Annotated in this window: 23 protein-coding genes; 11 read left to right on the top strand and 12 right to left on the bottom strand. The window is 66.9% G+C overall.

Annotated elements, in window-relative coordinates; all coding sequences use genetic code 11:
* The first annotated feature begins 250 nt into the window (after positions 1–250).
* Complete coding sequence (locus B7P44_RS26765; protein ID WP_084908928.1) at positions 251–1,423, top strand: porin; 1,173 nt, start codon at positions 251–253, stop codon at positions 1,421–1,423.
* 68 nt (positions 1,424–1,491) lie between these two features.
* Here B7P44_RS26765 and B7P44_RS26760 read toward each other — a convergent pair whose 3' ends face one another.
* On the bottom strand, positions 1,492–2,403 hold the full coding sequence (locus B7P44_RS26760) for a LysR family transcriptional regulator (protein WP_084908927.1): 912 nt from the start codon (positions 2,401–2,403) through the stop codon (positions 1,492–1,494).
* 141 nt (positions 2,404–2,544) lie between these two features.
* Here B7P44_RS26760 and B7P44_RS26755 point away from each other — a divergent pair, with 141 nt between their 5' ends.
* Positions 2,545–3,561, top strand: a complete 1,017-nt coding sequence (locus tag B7P44_RS26755) for an aldo/keto reductase (RefSeq protein ID WP_084908926.1) — start codon at positions 2,545–2,547, stop codon at positions 3,559–3,561.
* A 132-nt stretch (positions 3,562–3,693) separates the two neighbouring features.
* The gene (locus B7P44_RS26750; protein WP_084908925.1) at positions 3,694–4,434 is read left to right on the top strand and encodes a sulfite exporter TauE/SafE family protein; all 741 of its coding nucleotides are present in this window, start codon (positions 3,694–3,696) and stop codon (positions 4,432–4,434) included.
* 106 nt (positions 4,435–4,540) lie between these two features.
* Here B7P44_RS26750 and B7P44_RS26745 read toward each other — a convergent pair whose 3' ends face one another.
* From B7P44_RS26745 to B7P44_RS26735, 3 genes are all read right to left on the bottom strand, one after another.
* Positions 4,541–4,882, bottom strand: coding sequence for a DHCW motif cupin fold protein (locus B7P44_RS26745; protein ID WP_084908924.1), 342 nt, complete (start codon positions 4,880–4,882; stop codon positions 4,541–4,543).
* A 200-nt stretch (positions 4,883–5,082) separates the two neighbouring features.
* Positions 5,083–6,273 carry a M20 aminoacylase family protein gene (locus B7P44_RS26740; protein WP_084908923.1) on the bottom strand — a complete coding sequence of 397 codons (1,191 nt, stop codon included), beginning with the start codon at positions 6,271–6,273 and terminating at the stop codon, positions 5,083–5,085.
* Between the two features lie 25 nt (positions 6,274–6,298).
* Positions 6,299–6,709 (bottom strand): hypothetical protein, encoded by a 411-nt coding sequence (locus tag B7P44_RS26735; RefSeq protein ID WP_231716711.1) that lies wholly within the window; start codon positions 6,707–6,709, stop codon positions 6,299–6,301.
* Between the two features lie 95 nt (positions 6,710–6,804).
* On the opposite strand from B7P44_RS26735, the gene B7P44_RS26730 reads away from it, so the two are divergent.
* A complete protein-coding gene (locus B7P44_RS26730; protein WP_167389794.1) occupies positions 6,805–7,767 on the top strand; it encodes an IS110 family transposase in 963 nt (320 codons plus the stop codon).
* Here B7P44_RS26730 and B7P44_RS26725 read toward each other — a convergent pair.
* A complete protein-coding gene (locus B7P44_RS26725; RefSeq protein WP_231716710.1) occupies positions 7,755–8,786 on the bottom strand; it encodes a YfcC family protein in 1,032 nt (343 codons plus the stop codon). The genes B7P44_RS26730 and B7P44_RS26725 overlap by 13 nt on opposite strands.
* A gap of 284 nt (positions 8,787–9,070) precedes the next feature.
* On the opposite strand from B7P44_RS26725, the gene B7P44_RS26720 reads away from it, so the two are divergent.
* On the top strand, positions 9,071–9,985 hold the full coding sequence (locus B7P44_RS26720; RefSeq protein ID WP_084908920.1) for a LysR family transcriptional regulator: 915 nt from the start codon (positions 9,071–9,073) through the stop codon (positions 9,983–9,985).
* Positions 9,986–10,322: 337 nt separating this feature from the next.
* Positions 10,323–11,471, top strand: coding sequence for an aminoacyl--tRNA ligase-related protein (locus B7P44_RS26715; RefSeq protein ID WP_084908919.1), 1,149 nt, complete (start codon positions 10,323–10,325; stop codon positions 11,469–11,471).
* Positions 11,472–11,561: 90 nt separating this feature from the next.
* On the opposite strand, the gene B7P44_RS26710 is transcribed toward B7P44_RS26715, so the two are convergent.
* Positions 11,562–12,458 carry a LysR substrate-binding domain-containing protein gene (locus B7P44_RS26710; protein WP_084908918.1) on the bottom strand — a complete coding sequence of 299 codons (897 nt, stop codon included), beginning with the start codon at positions 12,456–12,458 and terminating at the stop codon, positions 11,562–11,564.
* Positions 12,459–12,912: 454 nt separating this feature from the next.
* Between B7P44_RS26710 and B7P44_RS26705 the strand changes: the two genes are divergently transcribed.
* From B7P44_RS26705 to B7P44_RS26695, 3 genes are all read left to right on the top strand, one after another.
* Positions 12,913–13,746: a peptidoglycan DD-metalloendopeptidase family protein gene (locus tag B7P44_RS26705; RefSeq protein WP_084908917.1), complete on the top strand. Its 834-nt coding sequence runs from the start codon at positions 12,913–12,915 to the stop codon at positions 13,744–13,746.
* Positions 13,747–13,894: 148 nt separating this feature from the next.
* On the top strand, positions 13,895–14,791 hold the full coding sequence (gene bla / locus B7P44_RS26700; protein ID WP_084908916.1) for a class A beta-lactamase: 897 nt from the start codon (positions 13,895–13,897) through the stop codon (positions 14,789–14,791).
* A 132-nt stretch (positions 14,792–14,923) separates the two neighbouring features.
* Positions 14,924–15,796 carry a LysR substrate-binding domain-containing protein gene (locus tag B7P44_RS26695; RefSeq protein ID WP_084908915.1) on the top strand — a complete coding sequence of 291 codons (873 nt, stop codon included), beginning with the start codon at positions 14,924–14,926 and terminating at the stop codon, positions 15,794–15,796.
* Between the two features lie 34 nt (positions 15,797–15,830).
* Here B7P44_RS26695 and B7P44_RS26690 read toward each other — a convergent pair whose 3' ends face one another.
* The 6 genes from B7P44_RS26690 to B7P44_RS26665 all read right to left on the bottom strand — a co-directional run bounded on the left by B7P44_RS26690 (position 15,831) and on the right by B7P44_RS26665 (position 20,584).
* Entirely contained in the window at positions 15,831–16,166 is a 336-nt protein-coding gene (locus B7P44_RS26690; RefSeq protein ID WP_084908914.1) for a hypothetical protein, read from the bottom strand.
* Between the two features lie 322 nt (positions 16,167–16,488).
* Entirely contained in the window at positions 16,489–16,743 is a 255-nt protein-coding gene (locus B7P44_RS26685; protein ID WP_084908913.1) for a GlsB/YeaQ/YmgE family stress response membrane protein, read from the bottom strand.
* A gap of 128 nt (positions 16,744–16,871) precedes the next feature.
* The gene (locus B7P44_RS26680; protein WP_084908912.1) at positions 16,872–17,648 is read right to left on the bottom strand and encodes an ABC transporter ATP-binding protein; all 777 of its coding nucleotides are present in this window, start codon (positions 17,646–17,648) and stop codon (positions 16,872–16,874) included.
* Entirely contained in the window at positions 17,645–18,529 is an 885-nt protein-coding gene (locus tag B7P44_RS26675) for an ABC transporter ATP-binding protein (protein ID WP_193834313.1), read from the bottom strand. Before B7P44_RS26675 ends, B7P44_RS26680 begins: the two co-directional genes overlap by 4 nt.
* Positions 18,519–19,433, bottom strand: a complete 915-nt coding sequence (gene nikC, locus B7P44_RS26670) for a nickel transporter permease (protein ID WP_084908910.1) — start codon at positions 19,431–19,433, stop codon at positions 18,519–18,521. The genes B7P44_RS26675 and nikC overlap by 11 nt, the downstream gene beginning before the upstream one ends.
* 80 nt (positions 19,434–19,513) lie before the next feature.
* Positions 19,514–20,584: an ABC transporter permease gene (locus B7P44_RS26665; RefSeq protein ID WP_084908909.1), complete on the bottom strand. Its 1,071-nt coding sequence runs from the start codon at positions 20,582–20,584 to the stop codon at positions 19,514–19,516.
* 75 nt (positions 20,585–20,659) lie between these two features.
* Between B7P44_RS26665 and B7P44_RS36735 the strand changes: the two genes are divergently transcribed.
* Together B7P44_RS36735 and B7P44_RS26660 are read left to right on the top strand one after the other, a co-directional pair.
* A complete protein-coding gene (locus B7P44_RS36735) occupies positions 20,660–20,965 on the top strand; it encodes a hypothetical protein (RefSeq protein WP_133117921.1) in 306 nt (101 codons plus the stop codon).
* A 3-nt stretch (positions 20,966–20,968) separates the two neighbouring features.
* Positions 20,969–23,341 (top strand): type VI secretion system Vgr family protein, encoded by a 2,373-nt coding sequence (locus B7P44_RS26660; RefSeq protein ID WP_084908908.1) that lies wholly within the window; start codon positions 20,969–20,971, stop codon positions 23,339–23,341.
* Positions 23,342–23,344 lie beyond the last annotated feature (3 nt).

Below are 23,344 nucleotides of genomic sequence, written 5' to 3'. Positions count from 1 at the left end.
ACGCGAATGGCATGGTCGCCGCCCGCGGCCCGCAAGGCTTGCCCGGCCATCGGCACAATGGGGCCAGTTGGGCAGGCGCAACGCTTGCCGACGCGGAGCCGCCCCCCGGTGGACGATTGGTTTCCGACGTGACACCATTTTGAATATTGCGCGGCGTGCCACCCCGCGCCGCCCGCCGAGCGGGCCATACAAGACTCGCGCCGGGCGTGCCTCACGGGCGCGCCCGGCCATCCGGTTCTGGAGATTCGCCATGAAGAAGCCCGTCATTTCCACCGCCGCGCTCGCCGCTTTCGCCACCTTCACCGCCTTCACCGCGCCGGCGCTCGCGCAGAACAGCGTGACGCTGTACGGCCTGATCGACGAGGGCTTCAACTACACGAACAACGTCGGCGTGAACGGCGTCGGCAAGACCAACTACCAGCTCGCGAGCGGCTACGCGCAGGGCAGCCGCTGGGGGCTGCGCGGCTCGGAGGACCTGGGCGGCGGGCTGAAGGCGGTGTTCGTGCTGGAAAACGGCTTCGACGTGAACAACGGCCGGCTCGGCCAGGGCAGCCGCATGTTCGGCCGCCAGGCGTACGTCGGCCTCGCCGAGTCGCGCTTCGGCACGCTGACGTTCGGCCGCCAGTACGACGCGCTCGTCGACTATCTCGCGCCGCTGACCGCGAACGGCAACTGGGGCGGCACGCTGTTCTCGCATCCGTTCGACAACGACAACACCGACAACTCGTTCCGCGTCAACAACACGGTGAAATACGCGAGCCCGGACTGGAACGGCCTGCAGGTCGGCGGCACCTACAGCTTCAGCAACAGCACCGGCTTCTCGACCAACCGCCAGTACAGCATCGGCGCGCAGTATTCGCTGGCCGGCCTGCAGATCGCCGCGGCCTACCTGCAGGCGAACAGCCCGGGCAACGGCAATGCGGGCGCGATCACGGCCGACGACGCGAACTTCGTCGCCGACCGCCTGCGCATCTTCGGCGGCGGCATCAACTACACCTTCGGCCCGGCGACCGTCGGCTTCGTCTACACGAATACCGACGTGAAGAACCCGGTGTCGACCGTCTATCTGCCCGCGGCGACGTTCTCGGGCCTTGGCCTGACCGCGACGAAGTTCCAGAACTTCGAGATCAACGGCAAGTACCAGCTCACGCCCGATTTCTTCGTCGGCGCGCAGTACGTGTACACGGACGGCAAGTTCGACGCCGCGACCGGCTCGATCAAGCCGAAGTACCACACCGTGGGCCTAATGGCCGACTACAGCCTGTCGAAGCGCACCGACGTGTATCTGCAGGGCGCATGGCAGAAGGTCGCCGGCGATCGGACCAATACGGCCGCCGATGGCGGCTACGTGGTCGGCACCGACGGTCCGTCGTCGTCGTCGAACCAGTTCGCGGTGCGCGCGGCGATCCGCCACAAGTTCTGATGGGCGCGGCCGGCGGCGCGCTTGCGCAACCGGCCTGAATCGGCCTGAACCCGCCGCTGCGGCGCCGCTTAGTCGGCCGGCAGAGGCCGGCTGAGCGTGTCCGCGAGCCAGTCGACGAAGATCCGCACGCGCGGCGCGAGGTGCCGGCCGTGCGGAAACACCACCGATACCGGCAGCGGCGCCGCATTCCATTCCGACAGCACTTCGACGAGCGAACCGTTCGCGATCGGCGCGTCGAGGCCGTCGCGCGGCGCCTGGATGAGCCCGAGCCCCGCCACGCAGCAGGCCAGGTACGCCTGCGAGCTGTTGACCGACACGACGCTGCGCATTTTCACCGCGTGCATCTCGCCGGTATCCATGTCCGCATATTCCCAGTCCAGCTCGCGGCCCGTGCGGCTCGAGAAATAGCCGACCGCGACGTGCTCCGGCAGGTCGTCGGGCGAGCGGGGCGTGCCGTGGCGCGCGAGATAGGCCGGCGACGCGCAGTTGACCTGCGCCAGCTCGCCGATGCGCCGCGCGACGAGCGACGTGTCGGAGAGCGCGCCGACCCGCACCGCGCAGTCGATCCCGTCGGCGATCAGGTCGACGAAGCGGTCGGTGGTGCTCATCACGATGCGCAGGTCCGGGTACCGCGCATGAAACGACGGAATCGCCGGAATCACCTTGTTCAGCGCGAAGCGCTCGGGCAAGTCGACGCGGATCACGCCGCGCGGCGACGCGCCGGCGTCCTCGAACAGTGTTTCGACGTCGTCGAGGTCGGCGAGCAGCCGCGCGCAGCGTTCGTAGTAGGTCGCGCCCTCGGCGGTCAGCGCGACGCGCCGCGTCGTGCGCTGCAGCAGGCGGATCTTCAGATGTTTCTCGAGGTACTGGACGGCATTGCTGACCGTCGGGCGCGGCAACTGCAGTTGCTCGGCCGCTTTGGTGAAGCTGCCGAGATGGGCGACGCGCGCAAAGATGCGCATAGCGTGCAGATGGTCCATGCGGGGCGGGAGATCTGGCGGATGAGGACAGGCTCCATTGTTAATCAGCGTCGAATAGATTGGTGGATTCTTTCGCGTTTATCGAACGCCGCGATCCCGCCAGAATCCGCTCCATCCACTCACCACTGCAAGGAACGGGACATGGAACTGCGTCAACTGGGCCGTACGGGCCCGCGGGTGTCGGCGATCGGGCTGGGCTGCATGGGCATGTCGGACATGTACGGGCCGGCCGATCGCGCGGAGAGCATCGCGACGCTGCACGCGGCGCTCGACCACGGCGTCACGCTGCTCGACACCGGCGATTTCTACGGAATGGGCGACAACGAGATGCTGATCCGCGATGCGTTGCGCGGCAATGCGCGCGAGCAGGTCGTGATCAGCGTGAAGTTCGGCGCGCTGCGCGATCCGGCGGGCGCGTTCGTCGGCTACGACGCGCGGCCGGCCGCGATCCGGAATTTCGTCGCGTATTCGCTGAAGCGGCTCGGCACCGACTACATCGACATCTACCGGCCGGCGCGCGTCGATCCGGCGGTGCCGATCGAGGAGACGGTCGGTGCGATCGCCGATCTCGTCAAGGAAGGGTATGTGCGGCATATCGGGCTGTCGGAAGTCGGCGCCGACACGGTGCGCCGCGCGGCGGCCGTCGCGCCGATCGCGGACCTGCAGATCGAATATTCGCTGCTGTCGCGGGACATCGAGGCGCAGATCCTGCCCGCCTGCCGCGAACTCGGGATCGGCGTGACCGCGTACGGGGTGCTGTCGCGCGGGCTGCTGAGCGGGCGCTGGTCGGCGACGCGGGAAGTGGGGCGCGATTTCCGCGCGGCGAGCCCGCGGTTCCAGGGCGAAAACTTGACGCGCAACCTCGCGCTCGTCGAGGCGCTGCGGGCGGTCGCGGACGAGAAGGGCAGCAATCCGGCGCAGGTCGCGATCGCGTGGGCGCTCACGCGCGGCGGCGACATCGTGCCGCTGATCGGCGCGCGCAAGCGCACGCAGCTGCAGGACGCGCTGTCGGCGCTTGACATGCAACTAACGGCCGATGACCTCGCGCGCATCGAGGCGGCGGTGCCCGCCGGGGCGGTTGCCGGCGACCGTTATCCGGCGGCGCAAATGGCGCACCTCGACAGCGAGCAGGGGCGGGGGGCTACTCATAAAGGTTGAGCGGGCGGCTGCGGCCGAACGACCCAACGGCCCGCCGCGCGCGCCCGAGGCAGCCTCAGGCAAAACCAGATGGCGCGCGGCGGGCTGCCGGTTCACCATCGCGCGGTACCCATCCGGACGGAACGCGCGCGCATGCAAGCCGAAACGACGACGATCATCGTGCTGGTCTTCCTGCTCGCGGGCGCGGTCAAGGGCATGATCGGCCTCGGCCTGCCGACGATCGCGATGGGGCTGCTCACGCTCGCGATGCCGCCGTCAGCGGCGGCGAGCCTGCTGCTCGTGCCGTCGTTCATCACCAATGTGTGGCAACTGGGGCTCGGCCCGTCGTTCGGGCCGCTGCTGCGCCGGTTGTGGCCGCTGATCGCGGGGCTCGCGATCGGCACGCTGACAGGCGGGCTGCCGGCGCTCGCGGCCGGCAGCGCGTGGACGCATGCGGCGCTCGGCGTCGTGCTCGTCGCGTACGGCTGCTGGGGGCTCGCGGCCGCGCGGCTGCCTGCGCCGGGACGCCACGAGGCGTGGCTGTCGGCCGTGGTCGGCTACCTGACCGGCGTCGTGACGGCCGCGACCGGGGTGTTCGTCGTGCCGGCGGTGCCGTATCTGCAGGCGCTGCGGCTGTCGAAGGACGACCTGATCCAGGCGCTCGGGCTGTCGTTTACCGCGTCGACGATCGCGCTCGGCCTGCAGTTGCGGGTCACCGGCGCGCTGCAGGCCGTCGATCTCGGCATGTCGGCGCTGGCGCTCGTGCCGGCGCTCGCGGGGATGGCCGGCGGGCAGGTGGCGCGGCGGGTGATGAGCGAGCAGGCGTTCCGGCGGTGCTTTTTTGTCGGGTTGATGGCACTCGGCGGGTATATGGCGGCGTCGGGGCTGCGTTAAGCCGCCGGCAGGCCGGAATTTGGGCAGCCGACCCGGTGGCGGCGACTGCAGGTCTTCCGTTCGCGGGGCGTACCGTTCGACCGGCAATCATGCGGATTGCGTCGGCTCAGTCGACGATGAACAGCTTGGCGCCCGTCCGGGTGCAGGACCGGTGCGGCTCGGCGTCATCGCCGACCTGGTAGCTCATCCCGGCCGTCAGCACGAAGGTTCGTCCGTCTTCGAGGGTCGTTTCCAGCTCGCCTTCCATGCAGAACAGAACGTGTCCTTTCCGGCACCAGTGATCCGCGAGGTATCCCGGCGTGTATTCGACCATCCGCACGCGAATCGGGGCCGGCTTTTCACCGAAGAACTGCGTGCGCCAGTAAGCCGTTCCGGTTTCGCCGCGATGCTCTGTCGGTTCGACGTCCGCCCAGTTGATCGTGCTGAATGGAAAAGCGTCCATTTTCATGCTGTCGCTCCGGTTCGAATCGTGATGGGGTTTGACGGGCTGCCACGCCGTGCGGCGGTGGGTTCAGTGCGGAAAGAGCAACATTCGCGGCGTCTTGCGTCCGGCTCGACACCGCTCGTCAATGTATCACTCCACCCGGTGCGCCGCTTCCCACCTCCCGCATGCGGAAAGCGCCGGACCACCGCGGGCCCGCCGGCCGCTCACCGGACCGGCAGGTAGCGTTCCACCAGCCTGGCCCAGAACGCGGAGCCGACGACCAGGTTCTCGTCGTTGAAGTCGTAGGTCGCGCTGTGCAGGGTCTTCCCGCCATCGGTCGGCCCATTGCCGATCCGCAGGAATGCGCCGGGGCGTTGCTGCAGCATGTAGGCGAAGTCCTCGCTGCCCATCAGCGGAGCCATCTGCTCCGTCACGCGGTCTGCGCCGACCAGTTCCTTCGCGACCTGTATCGCAAGCTCCGTTTCGGCATCGGTATTCGTCACCATCGGGTAGCCCTCGATGTATTCGACGACTGCGGTAAGGCCGTAACTGTCGGCCTGCGCATGCACGAGCGTCGTGATTCTCTCTTTCAGCATCCGACGCACTGCCTTGTCGAACGATCGAACGCTGATGCTCAACTCGACCTCGCCCGGAATCACATTCGGGGCCGTTCCGCCGGCGATTTTCCCGACGGTCAGGACTGCCGGCTGGGCCGGATCGACATTGCGGGACACGATGGTCTGCAACGCCATCACGATGCTGCTTGCCGCGACGATCGGATCGCTGGCGAGATGCGGGCGGGCGGCATGTCCTCCGTTGCCGACGACTCTCACCAGCACGCGGTCGCCCGCGGCCATGAAGTTGCCCTTGCGGAACATGAACGTACCCGCCGGCGCGCCCGGATGGTTGTGCATCGCGAATACCGCGTCGCACGGAAACCGCGTGAAGAGCCCTTGCTCCACCATGCGCTTGGCGCCGCTGTCGTAGCCGCGCTCCTCGGCCGGCTGGAAGATCAGGTGCACGGTGCCGTCGAACCGTCGGCGTTGCGCCAGGTGCCGGGCCGCGCCGAGCAGCATCGCGGTATGCCCGTCGTGGCCGCACGCATGCATCCGTCCCGGACTGAGGCTCTTGTGGCCGAACGTGTTCAGTTCGTCGATCGGCAATCCGTCCATGTCGGCGCGGATCCCGATGCTGCGCTCGCTCGCACCGAGCCGAAGCGTCCCGACCACGCCGGTGCCGGCGATTCCCGTCTCGACCGCAAAGCCGTATTCCGTCAGGCGGTCGGCGACGAGCTCGGCGGTCCGCACTTCCTCGAACGCGAGTTCCGGGCAGCAGTGCAGCGTATAGCGGAGCTTGCGCAGGTCGTCGGCGAGCGGCTCGAGGTCGGGGATGGCGCTGAGGTCGGGTAATAGCATGTTCGATCCAGGAAGAAGCGGCTGATCAGAAGGGGCCCCAATGGAGGGCGACGCCGGCCGCGATGGCGGCGATGCAGATGCCGAGCCACGCAACCAGCAGCGGCATGACGAAACGCAGCCACTTGACGTAGGGAATGCCGGAGGTCGCGAGGACCGCCATCAGGACGCCGGAAGTCGGGTTGAAGCAGTTGATGAAGCCTTCGCCGAGCAGCACCGCCTGTACCGTGACCTGCCGGGTCAGGTGCAGCGTGTCGCCAAGCGGCGCGAAGATCGGGATCAGCACGGCCGATTCGCCCGAACCGGACGAGATGCCGACGTGCATCAGCGCGGCGCTTGTATGTTTAAGCCTGACCAGTACGGTAAAGTCTGAGCGCAGCCAGACATGACCGTGCAGTTTGATCCGCGCTTGGGCGTGAGAGCCCGTTTCTGAGTACAAAACGCACGGTTGCCGTGCTGGTCTTCCTGAAACCCGAACGGTTACCCGCCCCGATTTGATCGAGAGCGCATGCACAAGCAAGGGATCTGAAGATCATGTCTGTTTCCTCAGTGGTGGTCGGCATCGACGTGGCCAAAGAACACGTCGATATTGAAGTCTTGGGCGCTGAACTGGCTTCTCAGCGATGGGCTAACGATGCCGAGGCGCACTCGGCACTGGCAGCGGCTTTGCAACCGCTGAACATTAGCCTGATCGTCATGGAGGCCACTGGCGGCTACGAAGCAGCGCTTGCCTGCGCGCTGCAAGCGGTTGGTCTGCCGGTTGCCGTGGTTAATCCGCGTCAGGCGCGCGACTTTGCTAAATCGATGGGACGTCTGGCCAAGACTGACACGATCGATGCCCATATGCTGGCCGAGTTCGCATCGGTACTGGTTCGCCGCCAGGATCTGGCCAGCTTCATTCGACCGCTGGCGGACGCCCAGCAACAAGCCCTGGCCGCCATGGTCACGCGTCGTCGTCAGTTGCTCGGCATGCTGCTCTCGGAGCGACAGCGTCTGCAACTGGCGATTCCAGTCGTTCGCCCGAGCATCGAGACCATGATCGACGCCATTCGCAAGCAACTCGATGATGTCGATGCCCAAATGGTCGCTCACGTTCGCGAGCACTACAGTGCGCTCGACGTGTTGCTTCGCTCCGCAAGCGGTATCGGTCCGGTAGCCAGCGCCACATTGATCGCGGAATTGCCTGAGCTCGGTCGGCTTAATCGGCGCCAGATTGCAGCCTTGGTCGGTGTCGCCCCGATGGCTTGGGACTCTGGAACCGTCCGCGGACGCAGGCGAATCCAAGGCGGACGCTTTGATATCCGCCGCGTTCTGTACATGGCTGCGCTCACCGCTTCGCGACGCAACCCCGCCATTACCGCCTTCTACCAACGGCTCATTGCTTCCGGCAAACCGCCCAAGGTTGCACTGGTTGCCTGCATGCGCAAGCTCTTGACCGTGCTCAACGCCATGGTCAGAACCAGCACTCCTTGGGACAGTTCGCTTCATTCCGCTTGACTCGCTAGACGGTTACTCAGAAACATGCAGATCGCGGCAATGGTGGAATCGAGCGGGGCAAGCATGCCGGTGAGCAGGTTGACGATCGGGTCCAGGATCTTCCCGTCGCTGAGCACGATCGAGATGGCTCGCGCGATTCCCACGACGAGCGCCCCCTTGACGAGGCCGCCGCAGCCGTGAAGGAAGGTGTCCGCCATCCGGCCCGGCCGGATTCCGCTCACGATCGCGCTGGCAATCGCCATGATCATGAACATCGCGATCATCTCCGTCTCGCCCCAGTGGCGCGTGGACGAACCGTAGACGAAGACCGACAGGCAGGTGAGCACGATGCCGACGACCGCGACCTGGCGGGCGTCGAGTCGGCGCGGCGCGGTTCCGGCATGCGTCGGCAGCGATGCGGTTTCCGCCGGGGCATGCATGCGATGCGCGCGGATTCTGGCAATGAGAAAAATGATCGTGGCCGCCAGGAAGGCGACGTAGATGCCGATCCGGAACGTCATGCCGGAAAACGCCGGCAGCCCGGCCAGGCGTTGCGACAGTCCGGTCGTCACCGGGTTGAGGATGCCCGTGTTGAAGCCCGCATAGGTGCCCAGGTAGATCAGGCCGGCCCCGATTTCCTTCGACAGCCCCATCGACTCCGCCAGCAGCAAGCCGAGCGGGACGAACGCGACGACCGAGTTCGTTACCACGCCCAGCGTGCCGAGCAGCGAAAAGACGGTGCAAACGACGATGACGGTGACGCGCGCTTGCGCGCCTTCGCCCGGTGCGACCATCGCGAGCGCGCCGCGGACGGCGCCCGTCGCTTCCAGCACGGCCAGCGCGCCGCCGGTGAACAGAATGAGAAAGATGATCGGCGCGGACGCGATCATCCCGTTGGCGAGCGCGGCGAACATCTCGCCGGGCATCACGCCGCGCTGGGCGACCGGCTTCAGGCTGCCCGGAACGACAAAGCCGATGCCGTTGCTGACCGTGCGGGAAAACTCGCCGGACGGCACGAGCCAGGTCGCGATCGCGGCCACGACCAGCATCGCGAACAGCAGCACATAGGGATTGATCGGCTCCTTGCCGCCGATCGCGCGGGCTGGCCGGAGCGGTTGCTCCTCGCCTTCAACTGGCCGGCTGGCGTCGTTCATGTTGCTCCTCCAACGGTACTTTCGAGTTTTCAATCACTCTGTTATGCGTCCGGTTCGGGAACGTCTGCATGCCCTGACCGGCTCCGGGCGGAGTATCCGCGAAAACCTGCGTGGAAAGTTGCTCGATCGGCTGCGAAAATGTTGCGTTTGATGCAACACCGGAGTCGTCATTGAATACCTTCGAGCGGAGCCTTTCGGAGCGCACGCTGCAATACCTGGTCGCGATCGCGACGTACGGCGGGATGCGCCAGGCCGCACTTGGCCTCGACGTGAACGTCTCGACGATCAGCCGACAGGTCGCGCTTGCCGAGCGCGAGCTCCGGCTGTCCCTGGTGACGCGTCGCGGCCGAAAAATGGAGCTGACCGAAGCGGGTCAGATGGCGGTCGACTATTTTCGTGACTGCGAGCGCAATGCGCGCCGATTCCGCACACAGCTCGACGAATATCGCGGCCTGAAGCGCGGGCAGGTCACGATCGCCGCAGGAGAGGGGACCGTCGCGAGCCTGGTCTCGGTTGCGCTGAAACCTTTCCTGGACAAATATCCCGGCATCACCGTGGAACTGCGCACCGGCTCGCTTCCGCAACTCCTGTCGATGATCCGGGAGGATCAGGTCGATATCTGCGTGTCCATCGGCGCGTCGACCGATCCGACGCTGAACGCGCGCCTGTTCCAGAGCGAGCCGTTGTGCGCGATCTTCTCGGTCGACCATCCGATGGCGTCGTGCAAGTCGGTGAAGATGGAAGCGCTCGCCGACGAGCGCGTGGTCTTCATGCCGCCGGAGTTCGGGCTGCAGGTCCATGTCGACGCGATCCTGGCCGATATCGGGCGGACATACGTGCCCGCATTCCGCTGCGACCGGTTTTCGACGGCCCTGGCGATCGCCGCACAGAACCTGGCCGTCGCATTCATGACGCGCGGGGCGGCCCAGGAGCGGATCGCCGCGGGGCAGGTTACGGCGGTGCCGATCGACCACCCGGTCGCACGTACGTTCGATCGCTACGTGGTCACCCGTGCGGGGAGGCGGCTCGGTCCGGCCGCGAACTACCTGCTGCGGGAGATCGTCCGGCTGATGTCGACGGCGTAACGATGTCCGACGCGCCCGTTCAGCAGGTGTTGTGGCCGCGTCGTGTTTCGGGCAGAGTGGTCGTCAATCGTCGACGCAAATGCGACGCCATCCTGTCCCCCCAGCTTCTGAACGGCAACCAGACGAGCCGCCACCCATCATGGATTTTTCGAGCCATCTCGTGCAACGACCTCCGATGCCCGCCGCGGCGGCCGGAGTCTGCTCGAGTGCTCGAATCGCGCGCCAGGAAGGCTGAACGCCTGCGCGCTGCACGAGATTCGATGTTCCGGACGCCCGTTGCGGGCGTTTTTTCATTTCAGGCCTGTTTTTTCGCTGAATTCGACATCCGGAGCACATCATGAAATTCTCGCAGCAATTTTTCTCGAACAGCTTCTTCGAGCAGGACAACGCGAAGCTCGAATTGACCGACCTTGCCCGCAAGGCCTGCTTCTTTCACCAGGACGCGGCGGGCCTTTACTCGTGGATGTCGCTGGGCCTGCGGGCGCAGCGATGCGTCGAGCGCGTCGTGCGCGACGAGATGGACCGCGCCGGATTCTGCGAAGTCCAGATGAGCCTGCTGCAGGATGCCGACCTGTGGCGGCAAAGCGGGCGGCTCGACATCTACGGCGACGAACTGATGCGGCTGACCAACCGGTCCGGGCGGCTGTTCTGCCTCGGCGCGACGTGCGAGGAACTGGCCGCGAACATGGTCAGGACGCACTACAACAGGACGGACCTGAGCCTGGGGCTCTATCAGTTCGGCAACAAGTATCGCGACGAGCTCAGGACCCGCGGCGGACTCGTTCGGGCCAGGGAATTCATCATGAAGGACGCGTATGCGTTCCACGCGACCGACGACGGCGCGCGCGCCGCCTATGAGGCCGTGCGCGACGCGTACCGGCGCATCTTCGAGCGGCTGGGCCTCGACGCGATCGCCAAATCGGGCGACAACGGCGAAATCGGCGGCCGGAGCTCGGAGGAGTTCCACGTCGTCAGCGAGCTGGGCGAGGACGAGGCCGACGGCCGGCGGTCGCTCGAGTGCGCGCACATCTTCGAGCTCGGCGACCGCTACTCGAAGGCGCTCGGGCTCGTCAACGCGAAAGGCGAATTCGTCAGGATGGGCTGTTTCGGCGTCGGGATCTCGCGCCTGGTGATGCTCCTGCTCGACCGTCAGCGTGACGGGCGGGGCTTCTGGGGCAGCGATGCGTTCCACACCTTCGACGTCGTGCTGACGGTCATCGACTGGGAGCGGCAGGCTTGCCAGGACGCGGCGCAGCGGCTGCAGCGCGACCTGCAGGCGGCCGGGATCAGCGTGCTGGTGGACGATCGCGTCGTGCAGGCCGGGAAAAAGCTCGCGGACGCCGAGCTGATCGCATGCCGGCAGCGCGTGGTGGTCAGCGGGAAGGCGATCGCATCCGGGCGCTTCGAATGGATGGATCGGCGCACGCTGGCGCGCGAAAGCGTGTCCGCGGCGGACCTTGCCGCGCGTTGCGCGCGACGGCGCTGACTGCGGGCGATGCATGCGCCATTCGCGTTCGGCTGCCGGCGTCCGCTTCGGGCGAATCGTTCGAGGCGGGCGCCGGGATCGCGCGCGGTATTACGCGCAGGCGGACTCGCCCGCCAGAAACCCGACGAACTCCCGCGTGTACTTCGGCAACGCATCGAACGAGCGCGCACACAGCGTGAGCTTCCTATGGCTCCACGCATCGGACAGCTCGACCATCCGCACGTCCATCGTCTGCATCGCCCGCGACGCCGCGTGCCGCGACACGATGCCGATGCCGACGCCGCTCTCGATCACGCGGCAGATCGCATCGAAGCTCTTCAACTGCACGCGATAGCGGATCCGCTTGCCGAGCGTCCGGGCCTGGTCGGCGAGATGCACTTGCAGCGCGCTGCCGTCGGTGAGGCCGATGAAGTCCGCATCGACGATCTCGTCGAACGCGACCTGGTCGCGCGCGGCGAGCGGGTGGCCGGCCGGCACAACGGCGATCAGCCAGTCCTCGCGAAACGGCTTCTGCTCGAGCCCGCCGAGGCCGACCGAATCGGCGACGATGCCGACGTCCGCCGTCTTGTTGCGGATCGCGTGCACGATCTCCTGGCTCGACCGCTCCTCGACGCTGATCGACAGCTTCGGATGATGCGGCAGATACTCGGCCAGCGCGTCCGGCAGATACTCGCTGAGCGACGCGGTGTTGCACAGCAGCCGGATGTGGCCGCGCAGCCCCTGGCCGTATTGCTGCAACTCGCCGCGCATGTGGTCGATCTGCTGCAGCACGGTGCGCGCATGATGCTCGAGCGCGCGTCCGGCGTCGGTGACCTGCGTGCCCGACTTGGTCCGGTGCAGGAGCGGCACGCCGAGCTCGTCCTCCATGCCGCGGATGCGTTCGCTCGCGGCCTGCAGCGTGATGTGCGTGCGTTCCGCGCCGCCCGTGATGCTGCCCGCCTCGCAGATGTGCAGGAAGAGCCGCAGGTCGGTCAGGTCGAAGCGCATGATGGGGACGGATATCGTTGGAATGGCCGATAAGGTAGCAGGATCCGCGAGCGCGGGCTCAGGCATTGCCTGAGGCCTGCTTCGCCGGTTCCGCATTTTCGGGGCCCGAACATTGCCGGATCATGCCTGCACACCAACCCGAGGAGACCCGTCATGCATGTCGATCCGTCGTGGGGCGTCGCGTTCAAGATAGCGCTGCACCTGTTCTTTCTGTGCGTCGGCGTCGCGTTCGCCTGTTCCGACCTGATCGACTGGCTGAGGTGACGCCGGAATTTTTTGCGCAAAACCTGTCGCCAGGCGTCAAGTTTTTCCCGATTTGACCGTATTACCGGTATCGAGTCTGCGCCGACGTGCGTTCCGTGATCGTTTGTCATCATTGTTTGCAACCGGTTACACGTCGGCCGTGCCGTTTTTGAGATGCTTGAAAGATTGTCAAATCGGAGTCGTGTCGACCATGAAACAGCGCGAGATCAACCTCAGGGCGGCATGGCTGTCGGGCCTGGGCGCCGTCTTCGTCATGGCCGGCTGCGCCAGCACGCCGTCGGTCCCGCCGAGCGATACGCTCGCGGACGCGTCGCCGCAGAATGCGGCCCCGGCGGAGTCGGCGCCGCCGCCAGCCCCGATCCTGGTCGCGCATCGCTATGTCGTCAAACGCGGCGACACGCTGTCGCGCATCGCGTCGGCGAACGGCTGCAGCGTGGCCGACCTGCGCACCTGGAACCGGCTCGGCGCGCACAGCCGGCTGCGGGCCGGGCAGGCGCTGCGCATCGTGAAGCAGGAAACGCCGCAGGCGCCGGCCGCGGCGGCGCCGCAGCCGGCTGCGCCCGGCGCCGCGAGTGGGGTGGCGTCGAGCCCGCCGGCCGCGCTGTCGGCGAATGATCGTCAGGTCGTCAAGGAAACGAAACGGCATGCGAGCGGCGTCGCGCTGTCGTGGCCCGCGCACGGCAGCGTCGTCGAATCGTTCCGGCCCGGCCAGAACCGCGGCATCCAGATCGCCGGCCAGGCCGGCGACCCGGTGCGCGCGGCGGCCGCCGGCCGCGTGATGTATGCGGGCGTCGGCCTGAACGGCTACGGCAGCCTGATCATCGTCCAGCACAACGCGGACTTCCTGACCGCATACGCGCACAACCGCAAGCTGCTCGTGAAGACGGGCGACGTCGTGCGGCAGGGCGACGAGATCGCAGAGATGGGCGATCTCGACAATTCGCGCGTCGCGCTGCTGTTCGAGGTGCGGCGCGACGGCAAGCCGGTCAACCCGATGCCGTACCTGCCGTCGACGCAAGGCTGAGCGCGGCGCGCGGCTGCCGCTGGAATACGCGCGCGGTCGCTGCTACGCTTGTCTGCAGCGCACGAGCACAAGCGCGCCCGTGCCGTTCGCGCAAGCGTGAACGCTCGCCCCGATAAGCAGCCACCGATAAGCAGTCGACCCGCCATCCATGGATCACTCACCGTCACGCCGCTCGCTGCTGCTTGCCGCCGTCGCCGCGCCGTTCGTCGCCGCGTGCGCGCCGGCCCCCGTCGCCGATCATGAGCGCCTGCGCGCCGCGCAGTCGCAGCTCGACGCACTCGAACAAGCGTCGAACGGCCGGCTCGGCGTTGCCGCGCTGGACACCGCGAGCGGCGCGCGGATCGCGCACCGGTCGCGCGAACGCTTCCCGCTTTGCGGCACGTTCGCGGTCGTCGCGGCGGCTGCGCTGCTCGTGCGCGGCGCGCTCGACGCATCGCTGCTGCCGCGCCGCATCCTGTATCGGCGTTACGAACTCGTGCCCGGCTCGCCCGTCACGGAGCGGTATGCGGATACCGGCATGACGATCGGGCAGCTGTGCGAAGCGATGCTGCATTCCGGCGACAAGTCCGCGGCGAACCTGTTGATGAGCGTGCTCGGCGGCCCGCAGACGGTCACCGAGTTCGCGCACGCCAGCGGCGACACGCTGTTCCGCCTCGACCGCTGGGAGCCCGAGCTGAACACGGCGCGGCCCGGCGACGAGCGCGACACGTCGACGCCGCTGGCGATGGCCGAAACGATGCGCCGGCTGCTGCTCGGCGATGCGCTCGGCGAACCGGAGCGCGCGCAACTGACGAGGTGGCTGACCGGCAGTGCGAACGGCGTCAAGGGTATTCGCGCAGGCGTGCCGTCCGACTGGCGCGTCGCCGGCAAGGCCGGGACGGGCGGCTACGGGACGACGAGCGATGTCGCCGTGCTCTGGCCGCCGTCGCATGCGCCGCTCGTCATCGCGGTGTCGTTCACGCAGCCGGCCGCCGATGCGGCGCCGCGCGCGGATGTCGTCGCCGAGGCGGCGCGCATCGCGGCCGCCGCGCTTGTCGCCGCCTGATTTCACTGCTGCTCGATTCACTGCAATTCGACAGCCGGGGAGCCGCCTCGCGCGAAACCGGCGTTTCGCTTATCGTGTCCGTCTGCGCGCGCCGAAGGCGGCGCGCATTCCGTCCGTTCACTTCGCCTCGCCATGCGCCGACTTCCGCCCTTGCACGCGCTGCAGATCTTCTCGACCGTCGCCCGTCACCGCAGCTTCACGCGCGCGGCCGAGCAGCTGTGCATCACGCAGGGCGCGGTGAGCCGGCAGATCCAGACGCTCGAGGCGCATTACGGTTTTCCGCTGTTCAAGCGGCATGCGAAGGGCTTGACGCTGACGGCGGAAGGCGAGCAACTGCTGCCGGTCGTCAACGAGAGCTTCGCGCGGATCGAGGACATCTCGATGAAGCTCACGCGGCAGCGCACCGATCTCGCGCTGAAGGTGCCGACCTGCGTGATGCGCTGGATGCTGCCGCGCATCATGCGGTTCCAGGGCGAGCACCCGGACCTGCACGTGCAGATCACGACCGCGTGGCAGCATGACGTCGATTTCGCGACCGAGCCGTTCGATGCGGCGATCGTCTACGGCACGTCGCCGGGCGCGGACGTCTGCGCGCTGCCGTTGTTCGACGAACGGCTCACGCCCGTCTGCGCGCCCGAACTGCGGCACACGGCGCCGCTCGCCGAGATCGGCGATCTCGCGCGCCATACGCTGCTGCACCCGACGCGCGACCATCGCGACTGGCGCGCGTGGCTCGACCACGCCGGCGTGCGCACGGTCGACGCCGATCGCGGGCCGAGCTTCGACACGCTCGATCTCGCGACGAACGCGGCGATGGAAGGCTTCGGCGTCGCGATCGGCGACGTGACGCTCGTCGACGACGACGTCAGCGCCCGCCGGCTCGAACGGCCGTTCGACATCGTGCTCGAAACCGGCGCGCGGTATTTCTTCGTCTACCCCGAGAGCGCCGGCAGCCAGCAGAAGATCCGCGCGTTCAGCGCGTGGATCGAACAGCATCGCGACTGACCGGCGAGCGCATTCGCGCCGCCGGCAACACGCGTTACTGGTAGGTCACGACGGCAATCATCGGTGCCTGTTCATGGCCCGGCCGGTTCGGTAAAACGATTGCGCGCGAGGCCTGAGTAAAGGTCGTGGTCTTGACGGCCTGCATGGTCGCCGTGTCGACGAACGCGATTTCGCCGGTCGCGGGGCGCGGGCAGTCGGGGCGCACGCGCGCGGGCGCGGCGCCGGCTGCGTCGAATGCGAACGAGCAGGGCGGCTCGACGATCATGCCGCTGAAGTGGATGATGCCGGAAATCCCCTCGGCAAAGGCCGGGGACGACGCCAGAAGCGGGGCAGCCAACAGCAATGAGGCGGCAATCAAGCGGGGCTTCATGACAGGCTCCAGGGTAGAAGCGCGTCGCAGCGAGGCCGCTCGAGTGGCAGTCCGTCAACGCTGCGAAGCTAAGTGCGTAAACGGCAAGTTCATCGAACCTCTTGAGTGGAAAATCGCAAATAACGGGAAAAATCAAATAACCGCGAATCCGTAAGATTGAATATATGCGGGAACTGAGTTAGCGCAAGTCAGGGTAATACCGGGCGCATTACGATCGTCGGTTGCGCGAAGTTCTTGCATCGCGCTTCGCACGGCCGCACCCCGAATGCAAAACGGCCGCTCGAAACGAGCGGCCGTTTGCCGATGCGACAGGATTCGGCGTTCAGCCGCCGCGCTTGCGGACGGCGCCGACGATCACCAGCAGCACGATCGCGCCGATGATCGACGCGATCCAGCCGGCGCCTTGCCCGGGCGCATACCAGCCGGCGAGGTGGCCGACGTAGCCGGCAATCAGCGAGCCGACGATGCCGACGACGGTGGTCATCACGACGCCCATCCTGTCGTCGCCCGGCTTGAGCGCGCGGGCGAGCAGGCCGATGATGAACCCGACCACCAGCGTTTCGATGAATTGCAGCATGCGCACCTCCAGATCTTTGCATTGACGAATGCGGAATGGACCCGCGCGACGCGCAGGGGTTCCGCACGGCCGGCATGCCGGAGGGGCCGCGTGCGTCGCGCATCGCACGCGGACATGTCACACAGGTGTCACGCCGCGGGCGCGTCGAGCGCCGGATCGATCCGGCGATAGCCCTCGGTCGCGTGCAGCAGCGTGCGCGTGTAGTCGCGCGTAACCTGCCCGGCGCGCACATTCTCGACCGACAACTGCTCGACGATTTCACCGTGCTGCATCACCGCGACGCGCTGGCACAGGAAGCCAACCACCGCGAGGTTGTGGCTGACGAGGATCATCGTGAGGCGCCGCTCGCGATGCAGGCGGCGCAGCAGGTTCAGGATCTCGGCCTGCACCGACACGTCGAGCGCGGACGTCGGCTCGTCGAGCAGCAGCACGCGCGGCTCGACGATCAGCGCGCGGGCGATCGCGACGCGCTGTCGCTGGCCGCCCGACAGCTGATGCGGGTAGCGGAAGCGGAACGCGGGCCCGAGCCCGACTTCGGCGAGCGCGCGCGCGATCCGCGCATCGGCGTCGCTGATCCCATGGATCGACAGCGGCTCGCGCAGCGTCTGGTCGACCGTGAAGCGCGGATGCAGCGACGCGTACGGATCCTGGAACACCATCTGCACCTGGCGGCGGAACGCGCGGTCGAGCTTGCCGCCGACCGGCCGGCCGTCGATCGACAGGCTGCCGGACGCGATCGGCACGAGGCCCGTCAGCGCACGCAGCAGCGTCGACTTGCCGGAGCCGGATTCGCCGACGAGCCCGAACACCTCACCTTCGCGCACCGCGAAGCTCGCGTCGCGCACGGCGTCGACGTGACCCGTGCGGGTCGGGAAGCGGATCGATGCGTGGTCGATGTCGATCATCGGGCAGTCTCAATGAGCCAGGCCGGGTCGCGCCGCAGCACCGGCAGTTCGTCGGGCGGGTTCGCGAGCGGCGGGGTCGCCGCGAGCAGGCCGCGCGTGTACGGATGCGTCGCGTGGCGCAGGTCGCGCGCCGCGCAAGTTTCGACGACGCGCCCCGCGTACATCACCGCGACGCGGTCGCAGAACGACATCACGAGCGGCAGGTCGTGGCTGATGAACATCAGGCCGGTGCCGTGCCGCGCGATCATCGCGTCGAGCACCGCGAGCACCTGCATCGACACCGCGACGTCGAGCGCCGAGGTCGGCTCGTCGGCGATCAGGAGGCGCGGGCCGGTCGACACCATCATCGCGATCATCACGCGCTGTCCCATGCCGCCCGACAGCTCGTGCGGATAGGCGCCGGCCACGCGCGCCGGGTCGCGGATCTGCACGGCCGCGAGCGCGTCGACGATCCGCTCGCGCAGCGCGTTGCCGCGCAGCCCCGGCTCGCGCAGCCGGAACGCCTCGCCCATCTGCTTCGCGACCGTCATCACCGGGTTCAGCGAATACTTCGGATCCTGAAGGATCATGCCCATCTGGCTGCCGCACAGCCGCCGGCGTTCGCGCGGCGTCATCGCGAGCAGGTCGTGGCCCGCGAAGCGCAGCGTGCGCGCCGACCAGCGCGCGGCCTCGGGCAGCAGGCCGAGCAGCGCGCGGCCCGTCAGCGACTTGCCGGAACCCGATTCGCCGACGATGCCGAGCCGTTCGCCCGGCGCGAGCGTCAGCGACAGGTCGCGCACGGCGTCGGTGACGGCGCCGTCGTGGCCGCGAAAGCCGATCCGCAGCCCGTCGATTTCGCACAGCGGCGTGGGGTCGAGGTTCGTCGTCATGTCACGCTCCATGTCGCGGATCGAAGACGTCGCGCAGCCCGTCGCCGAGCAGGTTGAACGCGAGGCTGACGAGCAGGATCGCCGTGCCGGGCAGCGTCGCGACCCACCATGCGTCGAGCAGCACGTTGCGCCCCGATGCGACCATGAAGCCCCATTCGGGGCTCGGCGGCTGCGCGCCGAGGCCGAGGAAGCCGAGGCCGGCAACGGTCAGGATGATGCCCGCCATGTCGAGCGTCGCGCGCACGATCACCGACGACATGCACAGCGGCACGATGTAGCGCAGCAGGATGCGCGGGCCGGACGCGCCCTGCAGCCGCGCGGCATGGATGTAGTCGGCCTGCGCGATGCGGATCGTCTCGGCGCGCGCGAGCCGCGCATACGCGGGCCATGCGGTGATCGAGATCGCGACGACCGCGTTGATCACGCCGGGCCCGAGCGCGGCCGCGAACGCGAGCGCGAGCACGATCTTCGGGAACGCGAGCGCGACGTCGGTGATGCGCATCAGCACGCTGTCGACGAACCCGCCGCAGTAGCCGGCCGTGGTGCCGATCGCGAGGCCGATCGGCACCACGATCGTGACGACCAGCAGCGCGATGCCGAGCGTCAGGCGCGACCCGCCGATCAGCCGCGAAAGGATGTCGCGGCCGAGCTGGTCGGTGCCGAGCCAGTGCGACGGCGAGCCAGGCGGCAGCAGCCGGTCGGCGAGCACCTGGCGCAGCGGGTCGTGCGGCGCGATCAGCGGGGCGACGATTGCGACGCCGAGCAGCGCGACGAGGATCGCGAGCCCGAACAGGTTGAGCGGATTCGCGGCGAAGCGGCGCCAGCGGCGGTATGCGAGGCCGAGCGCGGCCTGCGAGCGCGAGGCCGGCGCGTCGGAGAGCAGCCACGCCCGCAGCGTGACGCGTGCGGCGTTCATCGGCGGCCTCCGGTCGGCGCATGCGCGAGCAGCGCGAGAACAACGATCGGTGAAACGGTCATGGGGTAACGGTCCTCAACTCAACGCGCGCGCGGATCGAACACGCGGTACAGCGCATCGGTCAGCAGGTTGACGGTGATGAACATCGCGCCGATCACGAGCGTCGCGCCGAGCACGGCGTTCATGTCGGCGTTGAGCAGCGCGCCGGTCAGGTACGAGCCGAGCCCCGGCCATGCGAACACGATCTCGGTCAGCACCGAGCCTTCGAGCAGGTTGCTGTAGGTGAGCGCGATCACGGTCAGGAGCGGCACCGCGATGTTGCCGAACGCATGGCGCCAGATCACGCGGGCTTCCGAGAGCCCCTTCGCGCGCGCGGTGACGATGTATTCCTGGCTGAGCTGGTCGAGCATGAACGAGCGCGTCATCCGGCTCAGGTAGGCCACCGAGTAGTAGCCGAGGATCGCCGCCGGCAGCGCGATGTGCGACAGCGCGTTGCGGAACACGTCCCATTCGCCGGCCAGCGCCGAATCGATCAGCAGGCTGCCGGTGCGCGTGTCGACCATCCCGTCGAACACCGGGTCGAGCCGGCCGGGCCCCGCGACCCAGTGCAGCCGCGCATAGAACAGCAGCAGCCCCATCAGGCCGAGCCAGAACACGGGCACCGAGCTGCCGATCAGCCCGACGAAGCGCGCGACGTGATCGATCGGCCGGTTGTGCTTCACCGCGGCCGCGACGCCGAGCGGCACGCCGAGCGCGATGCCGATCAGCGTCGCGAGCGTCGCGAGCTCGAGCGTGGCCGGAAACACGCGCTTGATGTCGTCGAGCACGGGGTTCGCCGTCAGCAGCGACATGCCGAGATTGCCGTGCAGCACGTCGCGCGCGTAGATCAGGAATTGCGTCATGAGCGGCTTGTCGAGCCCGAGCGCGATGCGTTCGGCCGCATACGCCTCGGCCGACGCGCGATCGCCGAGGATCGCGAGCACCGGGTCGATCGGCACCTTGCGGCCGATCACGAAGGTCAGCGCGAGCAGCCCCGCGAACGTGACCGCGAGCGTGAGCGCCCAGCGCAGCCCGCGCAGCGCCCAGCGCACGCCGGGGCGCCGCGCGGGGAGCGTGCGCAGGGCTTCGAGGGAGGAGACGGGAGTCGACATGGGGTGAATCTTATCGCTTCTTCATGAAGCGGCGCCACACGGCATCCACATATTTGAAGCGTGCTGGTGCCCGCGATGCAACCTGCATTCGAACCGGATCAGCCGATGCCGCCCGAAGCGGAAAACGAAATTGGCACGAAAAAAGATCATCTTGATCGCGTCGGCACGATGACCGAATGTGCTGAAGTCGGCGTATCTATTCGAACATCGATGTTGCGCGCCCCGGGAAATCAAATGTTCACTTTATTTAACGATGTTGATAAGGAATACAGATGCTTTTCGTCGGGAATTGATTTTTTCACATTGCTGCTTCTGAGCTACTGCGCTAAAAGTTGCTGGTACAACGGTATCGCATCGTTTCGTTCAACAGGATGGGGATGACGAATGAATGCAGTGACGAAAACCCTCGTGGATGCACTGCGCCATCCGAGCGCACACCTTAGCCAGCATATTGGAATATGGATCGGCACGCTCGACCTCGGGCTCGACGTGCTCGACTTCAGGGTGCGCGCGGGGTTCTGCAAGGACTACAAGGTTGAGGTCACGGTCACCTCGCCGCATCTCGACATCGACGGCAAGTGGTGCGTCGGGCGGCGTGCGGGCCTGCAGATTGACGAGCGGGTAGCCGTCCCCTCCGTGAACTACATCGATCCCGTCGACCATGCCGCGGCCACCTTCAATGGCATCGTCACGCGCTGGAAGCGTATCCGTACCAGCCGCGACGAGGCGGCTTACCAGTTGCGCATCGAGCCCAGGTTTGCCGCTCTGCTCAAGCGCGTGCACGGCTCGCGGGTATTTCGCGACAAGAGCCTGCAGGAGATCATCACCGAACTGGTTGTCGATCGGCAGAACTTCGACGCGTTCGATATCGAATTCAACCTGGAAGGGGCGCAGGAGAAGCTTGAGCAGGTGGTCATGTACGAGGAGTCCGTCTGGAACTTCATCGCGCGTCATTGCCGCCGCAAAGGCATTTTCTGGTTCTACAAACAGGGGCGCGGCAAGCAGGGCCAGCTCGACACTGTCGTATTTGCGGACAATCCGCGCGCCTATGTGCGTTCGATCGAAGTGCCGCTGATGCCGGATTCCGGCCTCACGGGCAACTGGCACGAGGCGGCGCTTTCACTGAATGGCGAACGTACGCTGGTGCCGGCCACGATCGAGGTATGGGAACGCAACTATCGTACGCCGGAAGATCCGCTGCGAGCGACGGCGACCGTCTCCGGCGAAGACGGCGACCGCTCGGTGTTCGGCCGGATCAACCGTAGCGCGGAATTCCACCTGACGCAGCAAGCAGGCGAGGCGTTGGCGCAGATGCGGCGCGACGAGCAGATCGCCCGTCAGGTCACCTTGTCCGGCACCAGCAACGTGAAGGGCCTCATGCCGGGTGTGGTGGTGAAACTCGGCAACACGAAGATGCCCGGCGCCGAGTACGGGTTCGTGATCACATCCATGGAGATGAAGGGCAGCCGTACCAAGCCGGCGCACAACAGCTTCAAGGCGATGCCCGGACATCTCGCTTACCGGCCGAAATTCGACTACGAAAGGCATTGGCGTTTTCTGGAAGGACCCGTCGCCGGCGTTGTGACGACGTTTGACAGCGCGCCCTATGCGTGTCTCGACGAGCACGGGCGCTATCCCGTCCTCCCCAAGTTTCTGCAGGGATCGGACAGCGCCGACAAGCAATTGCTGAATCTGCGCCTTGTGCGTCCGTCATCGTCGTATCAGGGCGGCTTCCATTCACCGTTGCTGCCGCAGACGGAAGTGCTGCTGCAGGGGGAACACAACGACGTCGATCGCTTGCATATATCGGGCGCGCTGCACGACTATTCGCACCCGGACCTGGTGCATGGCGCGCAGGCGATGTTCAGCTACGCGATCTGGCGCTCGCCGCTGCGCGGCGCGGAGATCGTGTTCAACGACCTGCGAGAGAAGGAAAGCGCGCGCATCGGAACGGTCTACGGCCAGTCGGCGGTGAATCTCGGCTATCTGCTCGACAGCAAGAAATTGAAGCGTGGAGAGGGGATCGACATCACAACTCGCGCGTGGGGCACGATGCGCGCGGAGAAGGGGCTGTATTTTTCCGCGGACTCGGTGGGGGGCGTTGACACGCCACACCTCGACATGCCAGCCGCCATCCAGCTACTGAAGGCAGCACTGCAGCGCGTGACAGAGCTGGCCGATGCCACGCGGCAGGCGAAGGCAGAACCGGCCGACCGGGCCACGCAGGCGGCGCTGCTGGACGGAATGAACCAGCTTCGCGACGCGGGGCTGCTCGCGAGCGCTCCCGGCGGCATGGCGTTCGTGACGCCTAAATCGGCCCAGCACTCGGCGGGCGAGAACGTGATCGTCACGGCGGGCAAGCACATGGACGTCAGCATCACCAAGCGGCTGCGGATGATGGCGGGCGAATTGATCTCGCTGTGTGCGCACAAGCTAGGCATCAATCTGACCGCCGCGAAGGGGAAATTGACGGCTGCGGCGCTGACGGACGGGATGGACCTGTTCGCGCAGAAACAGTTGCGTGTCGCGAGCGAGAGTGCGGATGTCCAACTGGCGGCGAAGTCGAAAATCACGCTCAACAGCGGCGGGGCGTCGCTGGTCATCGAAAACGGCAACATGACGTTCCACTGTCCCGGCGCATTCGTTATCAAGGCGGCGTCGTTCACCTTCGAAGGGCCGGACAACGTCGCCGTGCCGTTGCCGGTCCTGCCGAAAAGCGGTCTGAAAATTTCCGACCAGTACTCGTCGTCTCATTGAAGC

Origin of the sequence: Burkholderia ubonensis subsp. mesacidophila (genome assembly GCF_002097715.1) — a bacterium.
Classification (GTDB): domain Bacteria; phylum Pseudomonadota; class Gammaproteobacteria; order Burkholderiales; family Burkholderiaceae; genus Burkholderia; species Burkholderia mesacidophila.
Note: the sequence above shows the minus strand (reverse complement) of the source record. Positions and strands in the feature narration are given on the sequence as shown.